Here is a 22,660-nt window from a genome sequence, read left to right as displayed (position 1 = left end):
ATTTGTTCCTATCAAAGGAGAACATAATGGGAAAACAATGCCGTGCCGGGATGGGCGGATGTGGCCGGTTGACGGAGCCGTTTGCAACCGTTGAGGAGGCGTGGCTGTGGTATGTCCGCTGTCAGGCCGCCCGCGACGATGGCGCCCGCTTCATAGCCGGGCTGGGGATGGTGGCGCGCCCTTGCGAGCCCGACGACATCGCGCGCGAGGTCCGGCGTCTGGCCATGCGCCGTGTCCTGCGTCCGGCGCATCTCCACGTCCTGGGGCATTTGGTTGGCCGGGCCGGGCGCCCGGATCCATGGAGCGACGATCCCGCCGCCGCCGCCTTGCTGTGGGACGAGGCGCTGGACCGGCTGGCGACGCCGCTGAAGCGCAAGGGAATTGTGGCATGAGCGGCGGGGAGGTCGCGGGCTCGGGCTGGACCCGGGCGCTGGTGGTGTTCTCCGGACGCACCGATCTGGTATGGCTGCGGCTGCTGCGCCCGGGTTTCCGCCACTGCTTCGCCGTGCTGGGCTCGGCGGGCGGGTGGATCTGCGTCAACCCCATGGCCCATGGCACCGAGATCAGTGTGCTGCCGGTGGCGCCGGATTTCGATCTGGCGGGCTGGTACCGCAGCCAGGGGTTGATTTGTGTCTCGGCCACGCCCCGGCGGCCGCCCCGGCGTGCCATTGGATGGCGTCCCTATACTTGCGTCGAGGAGGTCAAGCGAGTCATAGGACTTTCGGGGTGCGCTGCCCTAACACCATGGCAGTTATACCTATCATTATCTAAAAACGGAAAATCATCCTTGACACCCGGCGGTAAATCGGCCTAGGGTGTTTTTGTCAACGCCATGATTGTGCCCAAAATCAGCCGCCCCGCGCAGGGCGCCCGGCTGCTTGGCGATTAGAACAAAACATGATCAATCAGATGCAGGAGAGTGCCATGGGTGGATTTTTTACCCCCGACCCGCCGCCACCGTCGCCACCGCCGCCGCCGGTGATCGTCACCGATCCCGAAGCCGAGGCCGCCCAGGCCAGGCAGGACGCCATCGCCCGCAACCGCCGCGGCCTGGCCGGAACCATCGCCACCTCCGAGACCGGCCTGTTGCAGCCGAGCCAGGGCGTCGGCAAATCCCTGCTGGGAGAATGAGGATGAGCGCAGCCTCCCCGGAAACCCTGGCCCTGGCCGCCCGTGGCGAACAGCTATTGGGCGACGACGAGGATGATGCCTCGATCCTGCTGCGACGCTATCACAAGGCCAAGGAGCGCCGCGCCGTGTGGGAGTCCCATTGGCAGGAATGCTATGACTTCGCCTTGCCGCTGCGCGACGCCATCCTGCACCAGGGGATTCCCGGCGAAAAAAAGGCCGACCGCCTGTTCGACGGCACCGCTCCCGACGCGGTGGATCAGTTGGCCGCCAGCCTGCTGTCGGAACTGACGCCGCCCTGGGCGCAATGGTTCGGCCTGACAGCGGGTGAGCAACTGAGCGAAGCCGAGCGCGAGCGGGCCGCCCCGGCGCTGGAACGCATCGGCGCGGTGCTGCAATCCCATTTCGACCGCTCCAATTTCGCGGTGGAAATGCACCAGTGCTATCTGGACGTGGTCACGGGCGGCACCGCCTCGCTGCTGTTCGAGGAGGCGCCGCCGGGCGAGGCCTCGGCCTTCCGCTTCACCGCCGTGCCCCTGGGCCAGGTGGTGATGGAGGAAGGGCCGGAAGGCCGTCCCGATGTCACCTTCCGCCGCAGCGAGCTGACCTGGGCCGGTCTCGCCAGCCGCTTTCCCGGCGCCCATCCGCCCGAGGAGATGGTCAAGGCCGCCGCCGAGGACCCCGATCTGCGCTTCGGGGTGGTGGAGGCGGTGGTGCCTGCCGGGCATGGCTATGCCTATGCCGCCGTGCTGGAAAACGACGATGACAACGCCGTCCTGGCCAGCGGCCGGTTCGAGATGACGCCCTTCATCAATTTCCGCTGGCTGAAGGCTCCGGGCGAGGTCTATGGCCGCTCGCCGGTGATGAAGGCGCTGCCCGACATCAAGACCGCCAACAAGGTGGTGGAACTGGTGCTGAAGAACGCCACCATCGCGGTGACCGGCATCTGGCAGGCCGATGACGACGGGGTGCTGAACCCCGCCAATATCAAGCTGGTTCCCGGCACCATCATTCCCAAGGCGGTGGGCTCGGCCGGGTTGCAGCCTCTGACCGCCCCCGGCCGCTTCGACACTTCGCAACTGGTGCTCGACGACCTGCGGTCCCGCATCCGCCATGCCTTGATGGTGGACCGCCTGGGCCAGGTGGAGGCACCGAAAATGACCGCCACCGAGGTTCTGGAGCGGTCCAGCCAGATGGTCCGGCTGCTGGGGGCCACCTATGGCCGCCTGCAAAGCGAGCTGCTGACGCCGCTGGTCATGCGCGCCGTCCACATCCTGCGCCGCCGGGGTGAAATCCCCGATCTGGTGGTGGATGGCCGGTCGGTGGACCTGCAATACCGCTCGCCCCTGGCCCAGACCCAGGCCCAGCGCGATGCGCGCAATATGCTGACCTGGCTGTCGGCCCTGGGCCAGTTGGGACCCGAGGCGGTGGCCACCATCGACCCCGCCGCCGCCGCCCGCTGGCTGGGCCGCACCTTCAACGTTCCGGGCGCGCTGATGCGTCCCGAAGCGTCCAAGCTTTCCTGACCCTGTCCCAAAGGAGACAAGCATGCATTCCGAAGATTCCCTCGAGCCCGCCACCCAAGCCCGCCCGACCAATGTCCCCGAGAAGTTCTGGGACCCGGCCAAGGGCGAAATCCGCGTCGAGGCGCTGTTGCGCGCCTATCGCGACCTGGAGCGCCATGCCTCGGCCGCGCCCCGTGGCGCCGCCGCCGCCCTGCCCGGGGGACCCGATGGCTACAAGATCAGCCATCGTCACCCCAAGCTGGCCTCCAGCATGGAGGTGAACAAGCGCCTGCACGCGGCGGGCTTCAGCCAGGAGCAGGCCCAACTGGTCTATGATCTGGCCCATGATTGCCTGCTGCCGCTGCTGGATCAGGCGGGGGGCCAGGATGACCATGCCGCCCATCTGGCGGAACTGGCCCGCCATTTCGGCGGCGAGAGCCGGTGGCGCCAGTTGGCGCCGCAACTGGCGGCCTGGGGCAAGAAGAACCTGCCGCCCGAGGCCTATCAGGCCCTGGTGGCTTCGCCCGACGGCGTCAAGGCGCTGCATCGGTTGATGGCCAGCGGCGAGCCCAGCCTGGGTCGCGCCGCCCCGGCCTCGGAAGAAACCCCGAGCGAGGAGGAGCTGAAGAAGATGATCCGCGATCCGCGCTACTGGAAGACCCGCGACCCGGCCTTCATCGCCAAGGTCTCGGCCGGGTTCGGCCGTCTCTACGGCGAGGGCTGACCTCGCCGTCTCCGGCACCTCCCCCGCCATGGGCGGGGGAGGTTGTCTGGATGTCAGCGCCAGCCGACGCGGTCGAAGATGCGCACCGCCACCGGATTGTTCTCGCCCAGCATGGCGACATTGATCTCCTCGGCCTTGAACGGGCCCCAGCCCGCCACGATCTCCGAGGCCTTGGCCGAGGCCAGGACCGGGTATTCGCTGTTGGCCTCGGCGAAGATCTGCTGCGCCTCGGGACCGGACAGGAACTCGATCAGCTTGATCGCCTCCGCCTTGTGCTTGGCCGAGGCGGTGACCCCGGCTCCGGCCACGTTCATATGGGCGCCGCGACCCTGCTGGCCGGGAAAGAAGATGCCGACCTTGGCGGCGGCGTCGCGCTCCTCGGCCTTGGTCGAGGTCTGCAGATTGCCGTAGTAATAGGTGTTGGCGATGGCGACGTCGCACTGCCCGGCGGCCACGGCGGTGATCTGGTCTCGGTCGCCGCCCTGGGGCTTGCGCGCCATGTTGTCGACCACGCCCTTGGCCCAGGTTTCGGCCTTGTCCGGCCCCATCACCGCTATCAGATGGGCCAGCAGCGACTGGTTATAGGTGGAGGACGACGAGCGGACGCAGATGCGGCCCTTCCATTTGGGATCGGCCAGATCCTCGTAGCTGGACAGCTCCGAGGGCTTGACCCGGTCCTTGGCGTAGAACAGCACCCGGGCGCGGGCCGACAGGCCGTACCAATAGCCCTGGGGATCGCGATACTTGGCCGGAATATTGGCGTCGATCACCTTGGACGAGATCGGCTGCAGCACGCCCGCGACGCGGGCCTTGTGCAGATGGGCGACATCGGTGGTGATCAGCACATCGGCGGGGCTGTTCATGCCCTCGCTCTTCAGGCGTTCCAGCAACTGGTCCTCACCGGCGGGCAACAGGTTGACCTTGATCCCCGTCTTCTTGGTGAAGCCGTCGAGCACCGGCTTGACCAGATGATCCTTGCGGGCGGTATAGACATTGACCTCCTGCGCCGACGCGGTGCCGACAGCCAGGATGGTGACGGAGATGGCCAGAATGGCCCGATGGAGGATCTTACCCATATGCGCGCCCCAGAGAGATAATGCTAATGATTTGCATCTGCGGCAGTATGGTCACATTTGTTTTGGGTGTAAAGGGTGAATCTCGAACGCCACCGCCCCGCCATCAATGGCCAAAGGGGTGTTCCCACCGGCAATCATCCGCTCTGCCCCCATTTTTCCTGGCTCCGGGCGTTGTCATTCGAGACCATTGCGAGTAGTGGGCGACAACGGCACCATGGGGCGACTATTGCGTGGGATGATCGTCCATGAGGCCAACGCGTATTCTGCCCATTCTGCTGGCCGCTCTGATGGCTGCGCCCATCGCACTGGCCGAGGACGCGCCATCGACGGACAAGAAATGCCCGCCGGTCTACGGCACCTGGCGCACCACCCATGTGGCCGACCGGTTCGGTAATTTCGAAGAGCTTGATCCCCCCAAGGGCCGCCGCAGGGAACTGATGGAAGCCCGGATTGACGAGCACAAAGCCGTTCTTATTTGGAACGGCAAGCGCCAGCCTGTGACCGAGGGGAGGAAAAGGCGCACATTCAAGCGTGTCTACCGTTATGAACAGACGCCCAATTATTTTGAAGGCATCGATCAGGATAGGCAATATATTGAGATTCATGCAAATTTCTACATGAAGACGCCCTATCCAGATGACAAATGCTACTTGCTAATAGGGGCGTTCCCTAAAATTGATTCAATAGAATATTTTCTAACTCACGCCCTTATGCTCAGTGTCAAATAGCCGCATGGCATTCAAGCATTTCGCCGCCCAGGCCCGCTCCCCCCCGGAGTGGGCCTTTTTCTTTGCAACCCGGAGAACCATCATGCCCGAGATCATCCGCCGCTCCCCCATGCCCCCGACCAAGCTGTCGCAACAGGATTACACCAGCGCGGTCGCCAACCATTTGAAGACCTTTGAGGGCGCCGTGCCCCGCATCTATACCGACGACTACGGCATTCCCACCATGGGCAGCGGCGTCGCCCTGGCAGTGCGTAATGGCAGCGGTAGATTCATTTTGCGCGATCTGAGCGCCATTGGCGGCGAGATCAGCGGTGACCTCACCAAGCCTTATCGCTTCGCCCCGGCGGAAACCAAACTGCTCAACGACACCGTGGGCAAGCTGAATGATCCGAAGCTCGATCCGGATGCAAAAAAACGAGAGGCCCAGAAGCTCATCCCCGAGTACAGGCCTGGCGCCGAAACCGCCGACAAGAACAAGTTCGGCTTTTCCTTGAGCGACGAGCGGATCGCCAAACAGGCGGAAACCGCTTGGTCCGAGCATCGCGAGCGCGCCTTCGACACCGTTCGCCAGCAGGCCGACAAACGCGGCTGGTCCAAGGAGCAGACCGATGCCTATATCGAGTCCCTGAAAGGCACGCGGCAGGAGATCGCGCTTACCTCCATGGCCTTCAACGGCGTCCCCGCCCCCAAGGCGACGGGGGCCATGCTGGACAATGATCCCGCCACCATGCGCAAGGAAATCCTCTACGACTCCAATGCCGATGAAAGCCGGGGTATCGCCACCCGCCGCCGGGCCGAGGCCGACCTGGCCACCGGCAGTCCATCCGGCTGGAAGCCCGAGGAACAGGCCAAGTGGAAGGCGGTCGAAAATTCCACGGAGGCCAAGGCTTACCGCAAGGCCTATCCCAAGGCGTTCGAGCAAGGCCAGCCGTCGCCGGACACGAAGGACCCCATGAGCACCGACAGCCTGATCGAGCGGTTGAAGGCCAACCCGCTGCCCCGGTTCGAAGGTCAGCCAGCCCCCTGGCCCACCGCCTCCCAATGGCCTCAACCCAAGGACGGTGGCGCCGACGGCGCCGACGAAGGTGATGGCGGCGGTGGCCCCGGCCCCCAGGATGCCCCCATGGGCCAGACCGACCCCGAGGACTTCACCCGCAGCTTCGGCTCCGGCCTGGGGTTGTTGTGATCACCCGGTGCCGTCGCCGGTCCGTCGCCTTCTATTCGGGAATCGGATAGACGAACGCCTTGGTGGCGTCCACCGCGATGGTCACGCGCTGTTCCTCGGCGGGCGCGGTGCCGCTTCGCAGGCGGGAATGGAGGTGGCAGGGGGCCATACCCGCGCGCTCGACCCTCAGATGGACCAGGCTTGACCGCCCCAATGGGCGCGCGGTCAGCACCACCGCCTCGCCCTCGGGCGCCGGGGACAGACTCAGCCCCTCGGGCCGGATCAGGACCTCGGCCCTGGTTCCCTCGCCCAGCCCCGGCGCCGGAAAGTTTCCCAATGCCGTGGCGACATTGCCCTGGCGCACCACGCCCTCCAACAGATTGACCTCACCGAAGAACGAGGCGACGAAGGCATTGCGCGGCTGGTTGTAGAGTTCCTCGGGTGCCGCCATCTGCACGATCTCGCCGCCCCGCATCACCGCGATGCGATCGGCCATGAACATGGCTTCCTCGGGGTCGTGGGTGACCATCAGGGTGGCGACGCGGGTGGATTTCAGCACGTGCAGGGTCTCGTCGCGCACCTGGTCGCGCAGGCGCTTGTCCAATCCGGAAAAGGGCTCGTCCAGCAGCATCAGGCTGGGACTGGGCGCCAGGGCGCGGGCCAGGGCGACCCGCTGCTGCTGGCCGCCCGACAGCTGATGCGGCCAGGCCCGGGCGTAGTCCTCCATGCCCACCTGGGCCAGCATCTGGCGGGCGCGGGCCTCGCGCTCGGCATCGGACAGCGAGCGCAAGCCGAAGGTGACGTTGCCCAGCACGTCGAGATGGGGGAACAGGGCATAGTCCTGGAACAGGAATCCCACATGGCGCAATTCCGGCGGCAGATGGACACCGCCGCCCGACACCAGCTGGCCGTTGAGGATGACTCGGCCCAGGCGTGGCGCCTCCAGCCCGGCGGCGACCCGCAGCGTGGTGGTCTTGCCGCAGCCCGACGGCCCTAGCAGGCAGACCAGTTCGCCCGGTCGGACCTGCAGCGAGACGTCCTTGACCACCGGCACGCCGTCATAGTCGTGGCCGATGGAGTCGAGAACCAAACCGTCGGTCATGGGCTGCCTCCGGGGCGGGAACGGGCGATGGTCCGGCTGAGCAGCATCACCGGCAGCAGGCCCGCCAGCACGATGGCCAGGGCGGGCGCCCCGGCATCGGCAAGGCGCTCGTCCGAGGCCAGGGTGAAGGTGCGCGTCGCCAGGGTGTCGAAATTGAACGGTCGCATGATCAAGGTGGCGGGAAGCTCCTTCATCACGTCGACGAAGACCAGCAGCCCCGCCGATAGCAGGCTGCCCCGGATGATGGGCAGATGGACCCGGCGCAAGGTGCCGAGGCTGCCTTCGCCCAGGGTGCGGGCGGCGGCCTCCATGCTGGGGGTGACCTTGCCCAGGCTGGCCTCGACGCCGTTGACCGCCACCGCCAGAAAGCGGACCACATAGGCATAGACCAGCCCGGCGATGGAGCCGGTCAGCAGCAGCCCGACGCTCCAGCCCAGGGTGCTTTGCGCCATGTCGGCGATGACGCGATCCACCGAGGTCAAGGGGACCAGGGTACCCACCGCGATGACCGAACCGGGTATGGCATAGCCCAGCGAGGCCAGCCGCACGCCGCTTTTCACCGCCGGGCGCGGATGCAGACGCAGGGCATAGGCCAGCACCAGCGCCACCGTCACCGCCGCCAATCCGGCCACTGCCGCCAGGATGACGCTGTTGCGGGCCAGGGGCAGGAACTCGCCCGCCAGCGCCCGCTCGGCGCCGCCCTCGATGGCCCACAGGCCCAGAACCCCGGCGGGAATCAGAAAGCCCAGCAGGATCGGCGCCAGGCAGAACACCTGCGCCGCCAGGGCGGCGAACCCGGTCAGACGAAGCTGCGGCAGGCGCCGGTAGCGGCCGGTGGTGTGGTGATAGCGTCGGCCGCCGCGCGAGATGCGCTCGGCCAGCACCAGGGCGAGGACGAACAGCATCAGCACCGCCCCCAACTGCGCCGCCACGGCGGGTTGCCCCAGGCCCAGCCAGGTGCGGTAGATGCCGGTGGTGAAGGTATCCACCGCGAAATAGTGGACGGTGCCGAAATCGTTGAGGGTCTCCATCAGCGCCAGCGCCACCCCTGCCGCCACCGCCGGGCGCGCCAGCGGCAGCGCCACCGTCAGGAAGGCCCGCCAGGGGCGGCAGCCCAGGGTGCGGCTGGCCTCCAGCACGCAGACCGACTGCTCCAGGAAGGCGGCCCGCGCCAGCATGGTGACATAGGGGTACAGCACCATGGACATCACCCAGATGGCGCCGCCCAGGCTGCGGATCTCGGGGAACCAGTAGTCGCGGGCGGTGTGCCAGCCGAACAGGACGCGCAGGCCCGACTGCACCGGCCCGGCATAGTCCAGCAGGCCGGTATAGGTATAGGCCACCACATAGGCGGGCATGGCCATGGGCAGCAGCAGCGCCCATTCCAGGGTGCGGCTGCCGGGGAAGCGGCACATGGTCACCAGCCAGGCGGTGCCGATACCGCCAAAGGCGACACAGACCCCGACCCCCAGCATCAGCCACAGGGAATTGGCGACATAGGTGGCGAGCACGGTTCCGGCCAGGTGACTCCACACCTCGGCCGATGGCACCAGCAGCTTGGAGGCCACCGCCAGGACGGGAAGGGAGACCACGGCCACCAGCACGAAGACCGCCACCGACCAGCCCCGGCCGGTGGGCGTCGCCGGGGACCTCATCGGTTCATGGAAGCGACGCCGCTGCCGATCTCGAGCCCGGCGATCCAGTCGATGAAGCGCTTGACGTCATCGCCCTTGAAGATCAGGCCGTGCTGCGGCGCCAGCATGTCGATATCCAGCTTGGACACCTGGGCCACCCAGGCATCGCGGGCTCGGGTCGATCCCAGCCAGCGGCGGTGGAAGCCGTCCATGTACTGGATGTGGCCGGCGAAATCGCTGACGAACATGGTTCCATTGGCCCGGTCGGCGGGGACCAGGGCGGCCCCCATGTCGCCGGAGAACAAGATACGGGCCTTGGGGTCGTAGACGTTGAAATTTCCCGAGGAGTGCAGGTAGTGCGCCGGAATGAAGCGCAGCCTCACGTCATGGGACAGGGAAATCTCCATGCCTTCGTCGGGAATGGTGGTGAAGGTGGCGTCGCGGTCGAAATGGGCGGTGAATCCGGCCCATAGCCAGGACAGGTAGATCTTGACGTCGGGGCGGCAGACCCGGCGCCACAGCGGCAGCGACGAGCCGATATCCGGGTCCTGGTGCGACAGGAACAGCGCCTTGATCTCGTCGACCGGGATTTCGCGGGTCAGCGCCGCCAGCATGGCCGGGAACACCTCCATTCCGCCGGGATCGAGCAGGATGGCCGATCCGCCCGCGCGGATCATGTACTGGTTGGTGTCGATGACATTGTCCGGCTTGTCCCGATCCTGGCCGAAAGCCTGCCAGCTATGATCGTCCTGGCGGAACAGGGTGACGCATTTCATGTTTCGCTCGCTAGCCGTTAGCCGTTGAATCCGAGTTCGCCGAGGCTGTCCATGCCGAGCCTGCGCAACGATTCGCCCTTTTCGGACGCGCGGCGGACGGCATCGGAAGCCTCGTCGATCATCTTGCGCAGATCGTCCACGTAATGCCGCATCGTATCCGACACCGTGCGGAATTCCTTTTCATGCACCCCGGCGGCGGCGGCCTCGATGGCGATGTTGGTGGCGATGGAATCCGACTGGCTGACCACCTCCTCGACGCCATGGGCCCGCCGGGCCAACTCGCCCACGCAATTGGCCATGTCACTCAGGGTGTCCACCAGCATGCGCATGATGTCGTGGAAGGCGTGGTCGGCCGCCGATTTGGCGCGGGCGTCATGATCATGGTCGTCGATCAGGCCGCAGGCCCGCTCGAACAGCGACATCTGGCTGAGGCCCCGCAGGATGGTCGAGGACAGGGCGAAGGTGCGGCCGCGCAGGGAATTCATCTCGCCCTGGATCTGGGCCAGCCGGTTGACCAGTTCGCGGGTGTATTGGGTCAGCGCCCGCACCGCCCGGCCCTTGTCGCCCGCCCGTCCGGCGGCCAGTTCGGCATTCAGGGATAAAATCCGCAGGTTCTCGGCCAGCTCATCCAGCTCGCCAAAGGCGTGGAAGGCCCGGCGGCAATCGCTCAGCAATCCGTTGGCCCGAGCCTCGATACGGTCGGTGCGCGGTGTCCGTTCGCGTACCGGAGTCGACACCTGGTTCATGGACGTCCTTGTCCCTCGAAATCCGCATGCAGCAATCGAATCGGCCAGATAATAACGATTTTCATGATGGGGGACAGAGGGAATTTGGCCAGGGTCGGCGATCGGGAATAGTTCAAAAATTTATAAAGGAATATATTAACAATAGCAGGGGATAGTGTATCTTAATTCCTATCAACACCACAATTGCGCCCACGGACAACCGGCCCTTCCAGGCTTGGCCCGATGGGCATTCGCGCGTCGGGCTTCGGCGAGCAACCGTCACGGCCGTCGGCGGCTCATAACCCATGTCCGGGCGCCATCCTCCCATTCCCCCAGACAGCAAGGGAACAAAACATGTCCGCGAGTGTGATCAACGCCTACTCGAAGCAGTATGGCCACGAGGTCCATGCCGCCTATCAGCGCATGGGCACCAAGCTGCGCAACACCGTCCGCGTGCGCAACGACGTCAAGGGCGCCATCGCGGTGTTCCAGAAGGTCGGCAAGGGTTCCGCCGCCACCAAGGCCCGCCACGGCAAGGTGCCGGTGATGAATGTCGACCACGGCACCGTCGAATGCCAGCTTTACGACTATTACGCCGGTGACTGGCTGGACAAGCTGGACGACCTGAAGATCGAGCACAACGAGCGCCAGGTCCTGACCAATGCCGGGGCCTATGCCCTGGGCCGCAAGACCGACGAACTGATCATCGCCGAACTGGACAAGTCCACCAACTACGCCCTGGACGGGTCCTCCGGCCTGACCAAGGCCAAGGTGCTGGAGGCCTTCGAGAAGCTGGGCGAGGCCGATGTCCCCGATGACGGCGAGCGTTATGCCGTGGTCGGCTGGAAGCAGTGGTCCGAGCTGATGGATATCGAAGAATTCTCCAGCTCCGACTATGTCGGCGCCGATGACCTGCCGTGGAAGGGCACCCAGGCCAAGAAGTGGCTGGGCACCCTGTGGATGCCCCACTCCGGCCTGACCAAGAGCGGCACCACCCGCTATTGCTACTGGTACCACAAGACCGCCATCGGCCATGCCTGCGGCGCCGAGGTCAAGACCGAGATCACCTATCAGGGCGATCGCGCCGCCTGGTTCATCAACAACTTCATGTCCCAGGGCAGCGCCCTGATCGACCCCGTGGGCATCGTCAGCCTGCGCTGCCTCGAACCCTAAGGAGCCCCCCATGGCCTATCTGTCCAAGGATCTCAGCGTGCTGGCCTATGCCAACGGCTTCACCCTGTGGCACTACACCACCGCCGATGTCGCCAATACCATGGATACGGAGGGCTATTTCAACGCCGCCTCCACCATGCTGCGGGTCGGTGACATCATCGTCGCCAATGTGGATACCGCCGGAACCATGAAGGGCGGCCTGTTCCTGGTCTCCGCCAATTCCGGCGGCGTGGTCGATGTCAACGACCTGACCCAGATCGGCGCCGCCGACAGCCGGTAGCATCTGTCTCCATCCTCCCCCGGTTGCGGCCGGGGGAGGATGTCCTTGACCGCGAAATTCCCTCGGCCCCGGCGATCCGGGCGGGTTCCCCCCTGCTTGCCCGTGGAGCGCTGGCCGCCGCCCCGCCCCTGGCGCGTGCCCCTCCTTCTGCGCGCGAGGGGCGGGGATTGGCTTTCTCGACCGGAGACCGTCCATGTCCACCCTTCCCCTCACCGAGGCCAACCTGAAGAAGGCCATGGCCGACCCCCGTTACTCCAACCCGCGTCACCCGGACTACCCGTCGTGGCGCGACTAAGGTGTCGCGGGGCTTCGCCACCCTCTACCCCGACCAGAGCCTGCGCGGCGATCACACCGATTCGCTGGAACGCCACCAGGGTGCCGATGGGCACATCTATGCCTCTGACGGAACCAAGGTCGCCAGCGGAAGCATCCAGGTTCGCGGCTACAGCCGCACCGTCAACGGTCAGGTGGTGGAGGTCGCGGCGCACGAACGAAGCGGCGGCAGTGGAGGCAAGGCACCGTTCGATGCGGACAAGGCCGTCGAAAAATTGAGAAGTCAGGCAGCTCTCGGCCCAACCAAATATTGTGCAAGATTCGTGAAATCAGCCCTTGCTGCGGGCGGTCTCAAGGTCGGTGCAGGCGTCGAATCAGCCAAGGATATGGGACCTTCACTGGAGAAGGCTGGATTTGAACCTGTTTCCAAGGACGGGTATAAACCACAAAAGGGTGATGTCATCGTTATTCAACCCCATCCAGGCGGCAGCAAACACGGCCACATCGCTATGCACGATGGAGGCGGTTGGGTTTCGGATCATAAGCAAAGGGATATGTGGGGTGGCGATGGGTACCGTACGCACAAGCCAGCCTATCAAATCTATCGTCGTACTCCTTAGCCTGCTCGTGGCCCCCTTCGCCTCTAGTCCGTCTTTAGGGGAGGATGCGACTTCGGTGACGAGTACGTTCCATCGGCCCCACTCGTCGCCGGAGCGGGCAGTGAATGCCCTGCTGAAAGTGGAGGCCACTCCTCCGTTGGGAGATTCGCGACTTCACCAATTTCTCATTGATTACAAAGGCGGCAGGCGCTTGCATCACAAGCTCTTCGGTCGGCATTTCACTTCAGCTTATCTCGATGCCGTCGCGGCCTTTGAGCGCGAATTGGTCGTCCAGAATTGTGGCGGCGAGTATGTCGAGGGTGATATGTGCGGGCTGGAATCAAGCCCGATCAACTGCGCCCAGGATGTGGCCCCCCATGGTTACTGGTATCGCACCGAACATAGTACGGGTGACACGGCCATCATCCTTGCCGCCTGGAAACGCTCCGGCCCTTGGACGGCCCGATACCGGATGAAGAAAGAGTCTCGCGGCTGGGTGGTCGATGGCGTCGAGTGCCCGTTGGGTGATCGTTACAACTGGCCGGACGGGACAGCGGCACCGAACCGATGAACCCTGTTCAGGCGAATTCCGCCAGCTAACCCGACCCGATACGCATTCTGTTCAGCCCGCCCGACCCTTGGTCCGGCGGGTTTTTTCATTCCATTGTCCCATTCCAGGAGAAACGCCATGGCCCTGTCCGCCATCGCCTTGTGCTCGCGCGCCCTGCTGCGGCTCGGCGCCAGTCCCATCGCCAGCTTCGAGGACGGCACCGCCGAATCCGAGGTGGCCGCCCTGCTGTATCCGCCGCTGCGCGACGCGGTGCTGTCGTCCCATCCCTGGAGCTTCGCCACCGCCCAGGGCAGCCTGCCCCGGCTGGCGGCGGCGCCGGTGGCCGATTTCGCCAATGCCTTCCAACTGCCCGCCGATTTCCTGCGGGTGCTGTCGGCGGGACCGGGCGGGCGCGGCCAGGGCCTGACCTATCGCATCCACCAGGACCGGCTGTTGTGCGATGCCGAGGAGGTGGTGCTGACCTATGTCTTTCGCCCCGATGAAAGCGGCTTTCCGCCCTTTTTCGACCAGATGCTGATGGCGCGCCTGACCGCCGAGTTCTGCATTCCGGTCACCGAAAGCACCACCCGGGCCCAGTTCCTGTTCCGCCTGGCTGAGGACGAGTTCCGCCGCGCCAAGCTGATCGACGGCCAGCAGCAGACCCCCGCCGCCATCGCCGATTTCCCGCTGGTGGAGGTGCGCTCATGAGCGGCATGGTCAATGTCACCAAGACCAGCTTCACCGCCGGAGAACTGGACCCCGCCCTGCTGGGACGCGGCGATCTCGGCGCCTATGCCAATGGCGCCAGACGGCTGCGCAACGTCATCGTCGCTCCCACCGGCGGCGTCAGTCGCCGACCCGGCCTGCGCTACGTGGATACCGTCCGTGGTCCCGGCCGCCTGATCGGCTTCGCCTTCAACACCGAGCAGACCTATCTGCTGGTGGTGAGTGACGGTTATCTGGACGTCTATCAGGGCGGCAGCCGGATCCAGACCCTGGCGACGCCGTGGACCACCGACCGGATCCCTCAACTGGCCTGGGCGCAAAGCGCCGACACCTTGCTGGTGACCCATCCCGACTGCCCGCCGAAGAAGATCGTGCGCACCAGTAGCGGCATCTGGACCATGAACGACTGGGCGTTCTTCGAGGAAGACGGCGTCATCTGCCTGCCCCATCACAAATTCGCCGAGGACGCGGTGACCCTGACGCCGAGCGCCGGTTCGGGGACCATCACCCTGACCGCCTCGGCAGGGATGTTCCAGGCCGGGCATGTGGGATTGCGCTTCCGCCTCAAGGCCAAGCAGGTGCTGATCACCGCCGTGGCCTCGGCCACCTCGGCCACCGCCGAGGTCAAGGAGGGTCTGACCGATACCCAGGCCACCAGTGATTGGGAGGAACAGGCGTTCTCGGCCCTGCGCGGTTGGCCCGCCTCGGTCTGCTTCCACCAGGGCCGCCTGGTGATCGGCGGCAGCCGCGACCTGCCCGGGCGGCTGTGGCTGTCGCAAAGCATGGATCTATTCAATTTCGACCTCGGCACCGGCCTCGACGATGAAGCCATCGAGTTCTCCATGCTGTCCGATCCCGTCAACGCCATCCGGGCGGTGTTTTCCGGTCGCCATCTCCAGGTTTTCACCACCGAGGCGGAATACATGGTCAGCGGCGCGCCGCTGACCCCCACCAAGATCCAGGTGATCCGCCAGACCCGTGTCGGCTCCCCCAACGACCGCCTGGTGCCGCCCCGCGACGTGGACGGCGCTACCCATTTCATCTCGCGCAATGGCCGTGATCTGCGCGAATTCCTCTATGCCGATGTGGAGCAGGCCTATCAGTCCACCGATCTGGCCATGATCGCCAAGCATGTGATGAACCATCCGCTGGACCAGGACTACGACGGCGGGCGGCGGCTGTTCCATGTGGTCATGGACGACGGCAGTCTCGGCGTGCTGACGGTCTATCGCTCGGAGAAGGTCACCGCCTGGAGCGTGCTGCACACCGATGGGCGCTTCCTGGCGGTGGCGGTGATGGGCGGCGAGGTCCATGTGCTGGTCGAGCGCCAGGGTGCGGTTTTCCTGGAACGCTTCGACAGCGCCCTGTCGCTGGATTGCGCCCTGACCGGCCAGCAGGCCACACCCGCCACCGTTTGGAGCGGGCTCGGCCATCTGGAGGGTCGCAGCCTCCGGGTGCTGGCCGATGGCGGTACCCTAGCCGACCAGGTGGTGAGCGGCGGGCAGATCACCTTGGCCCAGCCCGCCGCCGCCATCCAGGCCGGGCTGCCCTTCACCCACGAGATCGAGCCGCTGCCGCCCATGACCGGGTCGTCCCAGGCCGCCACGCCCGGCCGTGCCGTCCGGCTGGTCCAGGCCAGTTTCCGGGTGCTGGAGACGGCGGCACTGCATGTGGATACCGGGCGCGGGCCGCTGCCGGTGCCGTTGCGCCGCTTCGGCAGTGCCCGCTTTGGCGCGGCGCCGCCCCGCTTTTCCGGCGATATCGCCGTGCGGGCCCTGGGCTGGAAGCATGATGCCCTGCAACCGCTGTGGCGGATCCGCCAGGATTCGCCGTTGCCCTGCTGTGTGCTGTCGGTGACCACCCAGATGAAATTCGCCGACTGACTTTTTCAAATCCGTTTCAAGGAGCCCAACATGGCTGACCATATCCAGGTAGGTGATGCCGTGCCGCGCGTCCAATACGTGGCCAACGGCGTCCAGGCCGCCTTCACCTATCCCTTTCCCATCTTCAAGCCCCAGGACCTGGAGGTCTGGGTCGATGACGAACTGCAACTGCCTGCCGTCTATGCGGTGTCGAGTGCCGGAGTCTCGGGCGGGGGAAGCGTGCTGTTCGCCCAGCCGCCCGCCGCCGGAGGTTTCGTCACCCTGCGCCGTCGCCTGAGCATCCGGCGCGACACCGACTATCTCCATGATGGCCTGATCCGCGCCAAGGAACTGAACGACGAGTTGGACTACCAGACCGCCGCCCTGCAGCAGGTGGCCGAGGAAGCCTCGCGCGCCGTGCGGCGCTCCTTTCTCAGCACCGATGCCGCCGACCTCACCCTGCCCGAGCCGGTGGGCGGTCGTGCCCTGAAATGGAATGCCGATGGCAGCGGGCTGGAGAATTCCGCCAGCGATCTCGACACCGCCGCCGCCAGCGCCGCCGCCGCCCAGGCGTCCGCCGCCATCGCCACCGCCAAGGCCTCCGAGGCCAGCGCGGCCCAGACCTCCGTCGCTTCCGACGCGGCCGCGACCCATGCCGACTGGATCGCGGTGACGGCCGATGCCGCCCAGGTCGCCGCCGATAGGGCCGTTGTCGCGGCGGACAAGGCCCTGGTGGCTGCTGACAGGGCTGCCGCCGCCGCGTCCGCCCTGGCCGCCTCGGGCTCCGAGACCAACGCGCTCGCCTATCGCAACGCCGCCCAGGTTGCCCAGATGGCGGCCGAGGCGGCGCGTGACGCCACCCTCGCCGCCTATGACAGCTTCGATGACCGTTATCTCGGCGCCAAGGCCAGCGCCCCCACGCTGGACAACGACGGCAACGCCCTGGTGGGTGGCGCGCTCTATTTCGACACCACCGCCGGAGCCATGCAGTTGTGGACCGGCACCGCCTGGGTGGCGGCCTATGTCTCGGGCAACGGCACTCTCGCCGCCGCCAACAACTTGGCCGACGTTGCCAATCCGGCGACGGCTCGGAGCAATCTCGCCGCCGCCGCCGCCAGCCACGGCCATGCCAGCACCGCCATCACCGACTGGACCGAAGGCGTCCAGGACGTGGTGGGCGCCATGGTGGCGGCGGCGGGCGGCAGCTACAACGACGGTGCCGGGACCATCGCCTTTCCGGCGGGTGGTGGGGGCGATCTGGTGAAAATATCCACCGCCACGATTTCATCACCCGCGGCGTATATCCAGTTCACGGGGTTGTCCGATGCGTATCGGACATATCTGGTGATTGTCGAGAATCTTAGGCCCGACGTCGCCGGGAACGTGACGCCAGAGCTTGAATTCCGCAAGGAGAGTGGTGCGTCCTGGTTCAGCAATATCTATGACTGGACCGGGGGGTGCGTGAACGAGGATGGATCGACCTCGTACTGGGGATCGGGGGCGGACCACAACAATTGGACGATCCGGTTATGTCAGTCCCTTGCCACCAGCACTGCCGGAGAGGGCGGGTACTGCGGTCACATCCTTATCCTGAACGCGAGAAACCCCACCGTCTATACCAGGGTGGAACATCACGGGTCGGTATTCTTCTACAACGCCATGCGGTCGTTCTGGGCGTCTGGGTATGTCTATGACACCAGTGTCGTGGATGCTCTGAGGATCGGCTGTGGTCAGAACATCCTGACGGCGTCGGCAACCCTTTACGGGATGAAGTAAATGAGCAAATTCATTCACAAGATGGTCGATGGCGTCCTGAGCCCCCTGACCAGCGCCGAGATCGTCGAGCTGGAGGCCCGCGAGGCCCAATGGGCCGCCGGTCAGGCCGAGCGCGACCGCGCTGCCCATAACTCCCCCATCCTGGCCGAGATCGCCGCCCTGGACGCCAGGCGGGTGCGCCCGGCCGCCGAGGTGGCGCTGGCCCTGGCCAGCGGTAACCCGCCCGCCCCGGCCGACCTGGACCGGCTGGCGAGCCTGACCGCCGCCATCGCGGCGCTGCGAGGCGAGTTACAGCCTTAACGCGACGCGAATTTCAGCTTTTCCCCGCCCGCCGATCCGCTGATCGGCGGGCTTTTTTGTCTCTGAAAGGACCATCATGACCACCCATATCCGCATTCCCGATATTTCCCCGGTGATCCAGCATGGCGGCGACGGCAGCCAACGCGTCTTCGCCTTTCCCTTCCCGGTGTTTCGCGACAGCGACGTGGAGGTCCGTCTGGGCACCACCCAGCTGATCAGCGGTTTCACCGTGTTCGGCGCCGGGTCCAGCAAGGGCGGCGCCGTGGTTTTCGCCACTGCCCCCGGCAACGGCGTCCGCGTCACCCTGCGCCGCAAGCAGGTCTACGCCCGTGACGAGGATTTCCTCGACGAGCGCGCCCCGACCCCCCATGAACTGAACGACGCCATCGACCAGACCGTCGCCGCCGTGCAGGAACTGGCGGAAGAGAGCGCGCGGGCGGTGAAGCTGCCGCTGTCGGCCGATCTGTCGCAGCCGGTGGAGCTCGGCCTGCCGAGCCCCGAGGCGGGCAAGCTGCTGGGCTGGAACGGCTCCGCCAACGCCCTGGTCAATATTCCGCAGGTCGACACCTCCGACGTGCTGCTGAAGTCCCAAAACCTGGCCGACCTGCCCGACAAGGCCCAGGCGCGGCTGAATCTGGGGCTGGCTCCCGTGGCGAGTTCGGGCGCCTATGCTGACCTGAGCGGCACCCCCAGCCTGGGCAGCGCCGCCGCCCTGCCGGTGGATACCGATCCCACCCTGGCCGCCGACAGCGACAGCCGGGTGCCCAGCCAGAAGGCGGTGAAGGCCTATGTCACCTCGCAGACCCTCGGCCATCAGGCCCTGTTCGACCGCCTGGCCATTAATGACCTCCGGAATGTGCTGTCGGCGGCGGTCAATGGCGGTTGGCCAGCGGAAAGCATGGTCGGCGGCGCCTATGATGGCTTCAGTGCCGACACGATCGGCGCCACCTCCACCAACCAGACCTATCTGGGGTCGGATCGGGCCTACGGCTATCTGCCGACCACGTCCTATTCCGCCACCGGCGGCTCGGGCAATCGCAGTGGCGTGGTGAGCATCACCACCGGCGGCGGCGTGTGGAATCTGTATACCGGCAGCACCGGCCAGATCGTCAACGGCAATACCTCGACCATGGATTATGGCGTCCTGCCGGTCCAGACCGATCCGGGCAATGCCACCGGCAAGTATTGCGTCTTCGATTTTGGGGCAGGAGCGGCCAATTTCCTGACCGAGATCAAGGGCTATTGGCAGTACACCACCCCGGCTGGCGGCACCTGGATCTGGCAGGGCTCCAATGACGGCAGTACCTGGGCGGACCTGACCGCTACGACTCCCTGGGGCGGTGGCGGTTCGTCCAGCACCGTGGTCTATCCGGTGACTGGCAATCACGGCCCCTGGCGCTATGTCCGCATTTACTGCATCGATGGCGCCTCGGTCATCAGCCAATGGCTGTGCGAGGTCGAGTTCAAGCTGGGATCCATCACGGGTGGCATTCCCGACGTCACCCTGGTCTCGGCGGCCCTCGTTCCGGCTCCGGCCTCGGCGCCCGGTGTCGCTGGTTTGCTTGTGCTGCACAAGGCCGTGGATGCGGTGAGCCTGAACACGGACTTCACCGCCGAGGCGACCCGGAACGGCACGGGCTGGACCCAAGGCACGCTCCAGGACACTGGCTTGACCATCTCCGGCTACAAGGTCCTGTGGACGGCAATCGACCTATCCGGCCAGGCTAGCGGCACCACGGTCAAGTATCGCCTGAAGATGCTGAATTCCAAGCTCCAACGGGTGAAGGGAGTCGCCATCACCGTCAGCTAGGATTTGCTTTCCCCCGCCGGTCCTCCCGACCGGCGGGGATTTTTTCGCTCCAGCAAGGAGATCAGGCATGTCCGAGGACCTGTCCGGCCTGCGCCAGAAGCTGGCGATCAGCCTGCCCGGGCGCATCCAGGCCGCCGTGGCGGGCTATGAGATTTTCGTGGCCTCCGAGCCGCCGGTCGAGGCCAAAGGCTTCGCCGCCTGGCACGCGGCGGCTAAGTCCGCCCTGGCCCATGTGGATCTGCTGGTCAAGCTGGCCCGCTGGGCCGAGGGCGGCGACGAGGCGGAAGACGCCGATGGCAATGGCGGCATCGACCGCATGCTGTCCCAGGCCCGTGCCGCCCTGGACGCCCTGGATGACGATGAGGAGCCGGAATGAAGACCGCCAATTTCCCCGAATTCGTCTGGGTGTGGAACCAGCGCCTGGGCATGGACACGCCCCGCCACCAGTTGCGCATGGCGCGCTGGCTGGCGGCGCGCTGGCATGGCCGCGACCGCGAGCTGCTGCTGATGGCCTTCCGCTCTTCCGGCAAGTCCACCATCGTCGGCCTGTTCTGCGCCTGGGTCCTGGCCTGCGATCCCGATACGCGCATCATGGTGCTGGCGGCCGATTTCGCCCTGGCCAAGAAGATGGTCCGCAACGTCAAGCGCATCGTCGAGCGGCACCCCCTGACCGCCGGGCTGAAGCCCAGGCGCCGCGACCAGTGGGCCGCCGACCAGTTCACCGTCAACCGTCCCGGCGAGTTGCGCGATCCCTCCATGGTGGCCAAGGGCATCGGCGCCAATATCACCGGCTCGCGCGCCGAGATCGTCATCTGCGACGATGTCGAGGTGCCCAATACCTGCGACTCGGCGCCCAAGCGGGCCGATCTGCGCGAGAGGCTGGCCGAGATCGACTATGTCATGGTGCCGGGCGGCACCCAGCTCTATGTCGGCACGCCCCACAGCTACTACACCATCTACGCCGATTCCCCCCGGCTGGAGACCGGCGAGAGCCGCCCCTTCCTGGACGGCTTCGCCCGTCTGGAACTGCCGCTGGTGGACGCCAAGGGCCGCAGCGCCTGGCCCGATCGCTTCCCGCCCGAGCGCATCGGCGCCATTCGCAAGCGCACCGGCCCCAACAAATTCGACAGCCAGATGATGCTGATGCCGGTCAATGTCGCCGATGGCCGCCTCGACCCCGACCGCATGCGCTATTACGAGGCCGAGCTTTCCTATGCCGAGGGCAATGGCCAGCCGCTGCTGACCCTGGGCGACAAGCGGCTGGTCGCGGCCTCGTGCTGGTGGGACCCGGCCTATGGCGCGCCGGGCAAGGGCGATTCCTCGGTGATCGCCGCCGTGTTCACCGATGCCGATGGAATGTACTGGCTGCACCGGATGCGTTACCTGGAGCACGATCCGGCGAAGGCCGAGGTGGACGAGGCCACCCAGCTCTGCCGTCAGGTGGCCACCTTCGCCGCCGAACTGCACCTGCCCGCCGTCCAACTGGAAACCAACGGATTGGGCCGCTTCCTGCCCGGCCTGCTGCGGCGTGAACTGGCGGCGGCGGGGCTGGCCTGCGCCGTGGTCGAGATCAGCTCGCGCAAGCCCAAGGACCAGCGCATCGTCGACGCCTTCGACGCGGTGCTGGCGGCGGGCGCCCTGCACGTCCATCGCAGCGTCTGGACCACCCCCTTCATCGGCGAGATGCGGGAATGGCAGCCGGGCGGCCGCCTGCGTGACGACGGCTTGGACGCGGTGGCGGGCTGTTTGCTGTCGCAGCCGGTGCGCCTCGCCCGGCCCGGCGGCTCCATCGCCGCCCGGCCCGACTGGCGCCCCGGCGGCGGCTCGCTGGTGGCCGATTCCCATTTCGACTTCTGACCCCGGAGACCCCCATGGATCATTCGCTTCTCTCTCCCGACTGGTGGATCACCGCCGTGGAACTGCCGGTGCTCGGCGGCCTCGCCATGCTGCTGTGGCGCACCCGCCAGGATGGCGACCGCCGCGCCGACGAACTGGAACACCGGTTGGAGATCGGTCTGGGCCAATCGCGCGACGCCCTGGCCGCCTACAAGCTGGAAGTGGCGAAAAGCTATGCCACCACCGGCTATCTCAAGGATGTGGAAAGTCGCCTGACCGAGCACCTGATTCGCATCGAGACCAAGCTGGACGCCGTCCAGTGCGGCAGCCGCTAGAAAGGGGCCGACCATGGATCCCATCACCATCGCCCTGGGCCTGGCCCAGTTCATCCCCGGCCTGATCCGTTGGATCGGCGGCGACGACCGCTCCAAGGCCGCCGCCCTGGCCGAGCAGGCCATCGGCGTCGCCAAGACCGTTACCGGCCGCGACTCGGGCGAGGCCGCCCTGGCCGCCATCAGGTCCGATCCCGCCCTGGCCCTGGCGCTGCAACAGGCCTGGCTGGCCCATGAATTGGAATTGTCGCGGGAAGAAACCCGCCAACTGGCCGAGATCAACGCCACCATGCGGGCCGAGGCCGCCAGCGGCGACGCCTATGTCCGGCGCTGGCGCCCCACCTTCGGCTATGCGGTGGCGGCGACCTGGACCGCCACCATGGCCGCCGTGGCCTGGGCCATCGTGGCCGAGCCGACCCAGGCGCCATCCATCATCGCCGCCCTGGTCAACACCTCGCCCATCTGGGGCATCGCTCTCGGCGTTCTGGGGGTGTCGGTGGTCAAGCGCAGCCATGACAAGGCAAGGGCCAGTGGCGCGCCCGTCGGGGACGCGCCACTGGCCCTGTTCAAGCCCCGTTGA

Annotated in this window: 25 protein-coding genes; 20 read left to right on the top strand and 5 right to left on the bottom strand. The window is 66.2% G+C overall.

Annotation, left to right across the window (positions count from 1 at the left end):
* The first annotated feature begins 68 nt into the window (after window positions 1–68).
* The 5 genes from A6A04_RS10160 to A6A04_RS10145 all read left to right on the top strand — a co-directional run bounded on the left by A6A04_RS10160 (window position 69) and on the right by A6A04_RS10145 (window position 3,357).
* Window positions 69–392, top strand: coding sequence for a hypothetical protein (locus tag A6A04_RS10160; RefSeq protein ID WP_245651155.1), 324 nt, complete (start codon window positions 69–71; stop codon window positions 390–392).
* Window positions 389–814, top strand: coding sequence for a hypothetical protein (locus tag A6A04_RS21645; protein ID WP_082914835.1), 426 nt, complete (start codon window positions 389–391; stop codon window positions 812–814). Before A6A04_RS10160 ends, A6A04_RS21645 begins: the two co-directional genes overlap by 4 nt.
* A gap of 110 nt (window positions 815–924) precedes the next feature.
* Entirely contained in the window at window positions 925–1,131 is a 207-nt protein-coding gene (locus A6A04_RS10155; RefSeq protein WP_068492859.1) for a hypothetical protein, read from the top strand.
* A 2-nt stretch (window positions 1,132–1,133) separates the two neighbouring features.
* Window positions 1,134–2,654 carry a portal protein gene (locus A6A04_RS10150; protein ID WP_407670254.1) on the top strand — a complete coding sequence of 507 codons (1,521 nt, stop codon included), beginning with the start codon at window positions 1,134–1,136 and terminating at the stop codon, window positions 2,652–2,654.
* A 22-nt stretch (window positions 2,655–2,676) separates the two neighbouring features.
* Window positions 2,677–3,357 (top strand): capsid assembly protein, encoded by a 681-nt coding sequence (locus tag A6A04_RS10145; RefSeq protein WP_068492475.1) that lies wholly within the window; start codon window positions 2,677–2,679, stop codon window positions 3,355–3,357.
* Between the two features lie 53 nt (window positions 3,358–3,410).
* On the opposite strand, the gene A6A04_RS10140 is transcribed toward A6A04_RS10145, so the two are convergent.
* Window positions 3,411–4,433: a Fe(3+) ABC transporter substrate-binding protein gene (locus A6A04_RS10140; protein WP_068492473.1), complete on the bottom strand. Its 1,023-nt coding sequence runs from the start codon at window positions 4,431–4,433 to the stop codon at window positions 3,411–3,413.
* Between the two features lie 245 nt (window positions 4,434–4,678).
* Here A6A04_RS10140 and A6A04_RS10135 point away from each other — a divergent pair, with 245 nt between their 5' ends.
* Both A6A04_RS10135 and A6A04_RS10130 read left to right on the top strand, forming a co-directional pair.
* Window positions 4,679–5,161 carry a hypothetical protein gene (locus A6A04_RS10135; protein WP_068492471.1) on the top strand — a complete coding sequence of 161 codons (483 nt, stop codon included), beginning with the start codon at window positions 4,679–4,681 and terminating at the stop codon, window positions 5,159–5,161.
* 82 nt (window positions 5,162–5,243) lie between these two features.
* A complete protein-coding gene (locus tag A6A04_RS10130; protein ID WP_068492468.1) occupies window positions 5,244–6,347 on the top strand; it encodes a hypothetical protein in 1,104 nt (367 codons plus the stop codon).
* A 31-nt stretch (window positions 6,348–6,378) separates the two neighbouring features.
* Here the strand turns inward: A6A04_RS10130 and A6A04_RS10125 are convergent, their stop codons facing one another.
* The 4 genes from A6A04_RS10125 to A6A04_RS10110 are packed head-to-tail and all read right to left on the bottom strand — an operon-like array spanning window position 6,379 to window position 10,584.
* On the bottom strand, window positions 6,379–7,428 hold the full coding sequence (locus tag A6A04_RS10125; protein WP_068492466.1) for an ABC transporter ATP-binding protein: 1,050 nt from the start codon (window positions 7,426–7,428) through the stop codon (window positions 6,379–6,381).
* On the bottom strand, window positions 7,425–9,083 hold the full coding sequence (locus tag A6A04_RS10120; RefSeq protein ID WP_068492460.1) for an ABC transporter permease: 1,659 nt from the start codon (window positions 9,081–9,083) through the stop codon (window positions 7,425–7,427). The genes A6A04_RS10125 and A6A04_RS10120 overlap by 4 nt, the downstream gene beginning before the upstream one ends.
* Entirely contained in the window at window positions 9,080–9,838 is a 759-nt protein-coding gene (locus A6A04_RS10115) for an oxygen-binding di-iron domain-containing protein (RefSeq protein WP_068492457.1), read from the bottom strand. The genes A6A04_RS10120 and A6A04_RS10115 overlap by 4 nt, the downstream gene beginning before the upstream one ends.
* A gap of 17 nt (window positions 9,839–9,855) precedes the next feature.
* Window positions 9,856–10,584: a chemotaxis protein gene (locus A6A04_RS10110; RefSeq protein ID WP_068492456.1), complete on the bottom strand. Its 729-nt coding sequence runs from the start codon at window positions 10,582–10,584 to the stop codon at window positions 9,856–9,858.
* A 333-nt stretch (window positions 10,585–10,917) separates the two neighbouring features.
* Here A6A04_RS10110 and A6A04_RS10105 point away from each other — a divergent pair, with 333 nt between their 5' ends.
* The 13 genes from A6A04_RS10105 to A6A04_RS10050 all read left to right on the top strand — a co-directional run bounded on the left by A6A04_RS10105 (window position 10,918) and on the right by A6A04_RS10050 (window position 22,660).
* Window positions 10,918–11,736, top strand: a complete 819-nt coding sequence (locus A6A04_RS10105) for a phage capsid protein (protein WP_068492454.1) — start codon at window positions 10,918–10,920, stop codon at window positions 11,734–11,736.
* 10 nt (window positions 11,737–11,746) lie between these two features.
* Entirely contained in the window at window positions 11,747–12,016 is a 270-nt protein-coding gene (locus tag A6A04_RS10100) for a hypothetical protein (protein ID WP_068492452.1), read from the top strand.
* Window positions 12,017–12,312: 296 nt separating this feature from the next.
* Entirely contained in the window at window positions 12,313–12,909 is a 597-nt protein-coding gene (locus A6A04_RS21640; RefSeq protein ID WP_156612553.1) for a hypothetical protein, read from the top strand.
* A 100-nt stretch (window positions 12,910–13,009) separates the two neighbouring features.
* Window positions 13,010–13,459, top strand: coding sequence for a hypothetical protein (locus tag A6A04_RS21635; RefSeq protein WP_082914834.1), 450 nt, complete (start codon window positions 13,010–13,012; stop codon window positions 13,457–13,459).
* 117 nt (window positions 13,460–13,576) lie between these two features.
* Window positions 13,577–14,146 (top strand): hypothetical protein, encoded by a 570-nt coding sequence (locus A6A04_RS10090; protein WP_068492448.1) that lies wholly within the window; start codon window positions 13,577–13,579, stop codon window positions 14,144–14,146.
* On the top strand, window positions 14,143–16,047 hold the full coding sequence (locus A6A04_RS10085) for a hypothetical protein (protein WP_068492446.1): 1,905 nt from the start codon (window positions 14,143–14,145) through the stop codon (window positions 16,045–16,047). The genes A6A04_RS10090 and A6A04_RS10085 overlap by 4 nt, the downstream gene beginning before the upstream one ends.
* 30 nt (window positions 16,048–16,077) lie before the next feature.
* Window positions 16,078–17,802 carry a hypothetical protein gene (locus A6A04_RS10080; protein WP_068492444.1) on the top strand — a complete coding sequence of 575 codons (1,725 nt, stop codon included), beginning with the start codon at window positions 16,078–16,080 and terminating at the stop codon, window positions 17,800–17,802.
* Window positions 17,803–18,102, top strand: coding sequence for a hypothetical protein (locus tag A6A04_RS10075; RefSeq protein WP_068492443.1), 300 nt, complete (start codon window positions 17,803–17,805; stop codon window positions 18,100–18,102).
* Window positions 18,103–18,178: 76 nt separating this feature from the next.
* Window positions 18,179–19,912, top strand: a complete 1,734-nt coding sequence (locus A6A04_RS10070; RefSeq protein ID WP_068492442.1) for a hypothetical protein — start codon at window positions 18,179–18,181, stop codon at window positions 19,910–19,912.
* A gap of 67 nt (window positions 19,913–19,979) precedes the next feature.
* Window positions 19,980–20,288: a hypothetical protein gene (locus tag A6A04_RS10065; protein WP_068492440.1), complete on the top strand. Its 309-nt coding sequence runs from the start codon at window positions 19,980–19,982 to the stop codon at window positions 20,286–20,288.
* Window positions 20,285–21,769, top strand: coding sequence for a phage terminase large subunit (gene terL / locus A6A04_RS10060; RefSeq protein ID WP_068492438.1), 1,485 nt, complete (start codon window positions 20,285–20,287; stop codon window positions 21,767–21,769). The genes A6A04_RS10065 and terL overlap by 4 nt, the downstream gene beginning before the upstream one ends.
* A 14-nt stretch (window positions 21,770–21,783) precedes the next feature.
* Window positions 21,784–22,083, top strand: coding sequence for a hypothetical protein (locus A6A04_RS10055; protein ID WP_068492436.1), 300 nt, complete (start codon window positions 21,784–21,786; stop codon window positions 22,081–22,083).
* 13 nt (window positions 22,084–22,096) lie between these two features.
* Complete coding sequence (locus A6A04_RS10050; protein ID WP_068492434.1) at window positions 22,097–22,660, top strand: 3TM-type holin; 564 nt, start codon at window positions 22,097–22,099, stop codon at window positions 22,658–22,660.

It is taken from the genome of Paramagnetospirillum marisnigri (assembly GCF_001650715.1).
In the GTDB taxonomy this organism is placed as follows: domain Bacteria; phylum Pseudomonadota; class Alphaproteobacteria; order Rhodospirillales; family Magnetospirillaceae; genus Phaeospirillum; species Phaeospirillum marisnigri.
This window is presented reverse-complemented; position numbering and strand designations above follow the sequence as displayed.

Coding starts and splice junctions, on each gene's coding strand:
- A6A04_RS21645 (WP_082914835.1), top strand. CDS start 389: ATGAGCGGCGGGGAGGTCGCGGGCTCGGGCTGGACCCGGGCGCTGGTG.
- A6A04_RS10155 (WP_068492859.1), top strand. CDS start 925: ATGGGTGGATTTTTTACCCCCGACCCGCCGCCACCGTCGCCACCGCCG.
- A6A04_RS10150 (WP_407670254.1), top strand. CDS start 1,134: ATGAGCGCAGCCTCCCCGGAAACCCTGGCCCTGGCCGCCCGTGGCGAA.
- A6A04_RS10145 (WP_068492475.1), top strand. CDS start 2,677: ATGCATTCCGAAGATTCCCTCGAGCCCGCCACCCAAGCCCGCCCGACC.
- A6A04_RS10140 (WP_068492473.1), bottom strand. CDS start 4,433: ATGGGTAAGATCCTCCATCGGGCCATTCTGGCCATCTCCGTCACCATC.
- A6A04_RS10135 (WP_068492471.1), top strand. CDS start 4,679: ATGAGGCCAACGCGTATTCTGCCCATTCTGCTGGCCGCTCTGATGGCT.
- A6A04_RS10130 (WP_068492468.1), top strand. CDS start 5,244: ATGCCCGAGATCATCCGCCGCTCCCCCATGCCCCCGACCAAGCTGTCG.
- A6A04_RS10125 (WP_068492466.1), bottom strand. CDS start 7,428: ATGACCGACGGTTTGGTTCTCGACTCCATCGGCCACGACTATGACGGC.
- A6A04_RS10120 (WP_068492460.1), bottom strand. CDS start 9,083: ATGAGGTCCCCGGCGACGCCCACCGGCCGGGGCTGGTCGGTGGCGGTC.
- A6A04_RS10115 (WP_068492457.1), bottom strand. CDS start 9,838: ATGAAATGCGTCACCCTGTTCCGCCAGGACGATCATAGCTGGCAGGCT.
- A6A04_RS10110 (WP_068492456.1), bottom strand. CDS start 10,584: ATGAACCAGGTGTCGACTCCGGTACGCGAACGGACACCGCGCACCGAC.
- A6A04_RS10105 (WP_068492454.1), top strand. CDS start 10,918: ATGTCCGCGAGTGTGATCAACGCCTACTCGAAGCAGTATGGCCACGAG.
- A6A04_RS10100 (WP_068492452.1), top strand. CDS start 11,747: ATGGCCTATCTGTCCAAGGATCTCAGCGTGCTGGCCTATGCCAACGGC.
- A6A04_RS10090 (WP_068492448.1), top strand. CDS start 13,577: ATGGCCCTGTCCGCCATCGCCTTGTGCTCGCGCGCCCTGCTGCGGCTC.
- A6A04_RS10085 (WP_068492446.1), top strand. CDS start 14,143: ATGAGCGGCATGGTCAATGTCACCAAGACCAGCTTCACCGCCGGAGAA.
- A6A04_RS10080 (WP_068492444.1), top strand. CDS start 16,078: ATGGCTGACCATATCCAGGTAGGTGATGCCGTGCCGCGCGTCCAATAC.
- A6A04_RS10075 (WP_068492443.1), top strand. CDS start 17,803: ATGAGCAAATTCATTCACAAGATGGTCGATGGCGTCCTGAGCCCCCTG.
- A6A04_RS10070 (WP_068492442.1), top strand. CDS start 18,179: ATGACCACCCATATCCGCATTCCCGATATTTCCCCGGTGATCCAGCAT.
- A6A04_RS10065 (WP_068492440.1), top strand. CDS start 19,980: ATGTCCGAGGACCTGTCCGGCCTGCGCCAGAAGCTGGCGATCAGCCTG.
- terL (WP_068492438.1), top strand. CDS start 20,285: ATGAAGACCGCCAATTTCCCCGAATTCGTCTGGGTGTGGAACCAGCGC.
- A6A04_RS10055 (WP_068492436.1), top strand. CDS start 21,784: ATGGATCATTCGCTTCTCTCTCCCGACTGGTGGATCACCGCCGTGGAA.
- A6A04_RS10050 (WP_068492434.1), top strand. CDS start 22,097: ATGGATCCCATCACCATCGCCCTGGGCCTGGCCCAGTTCATCCCCGGC.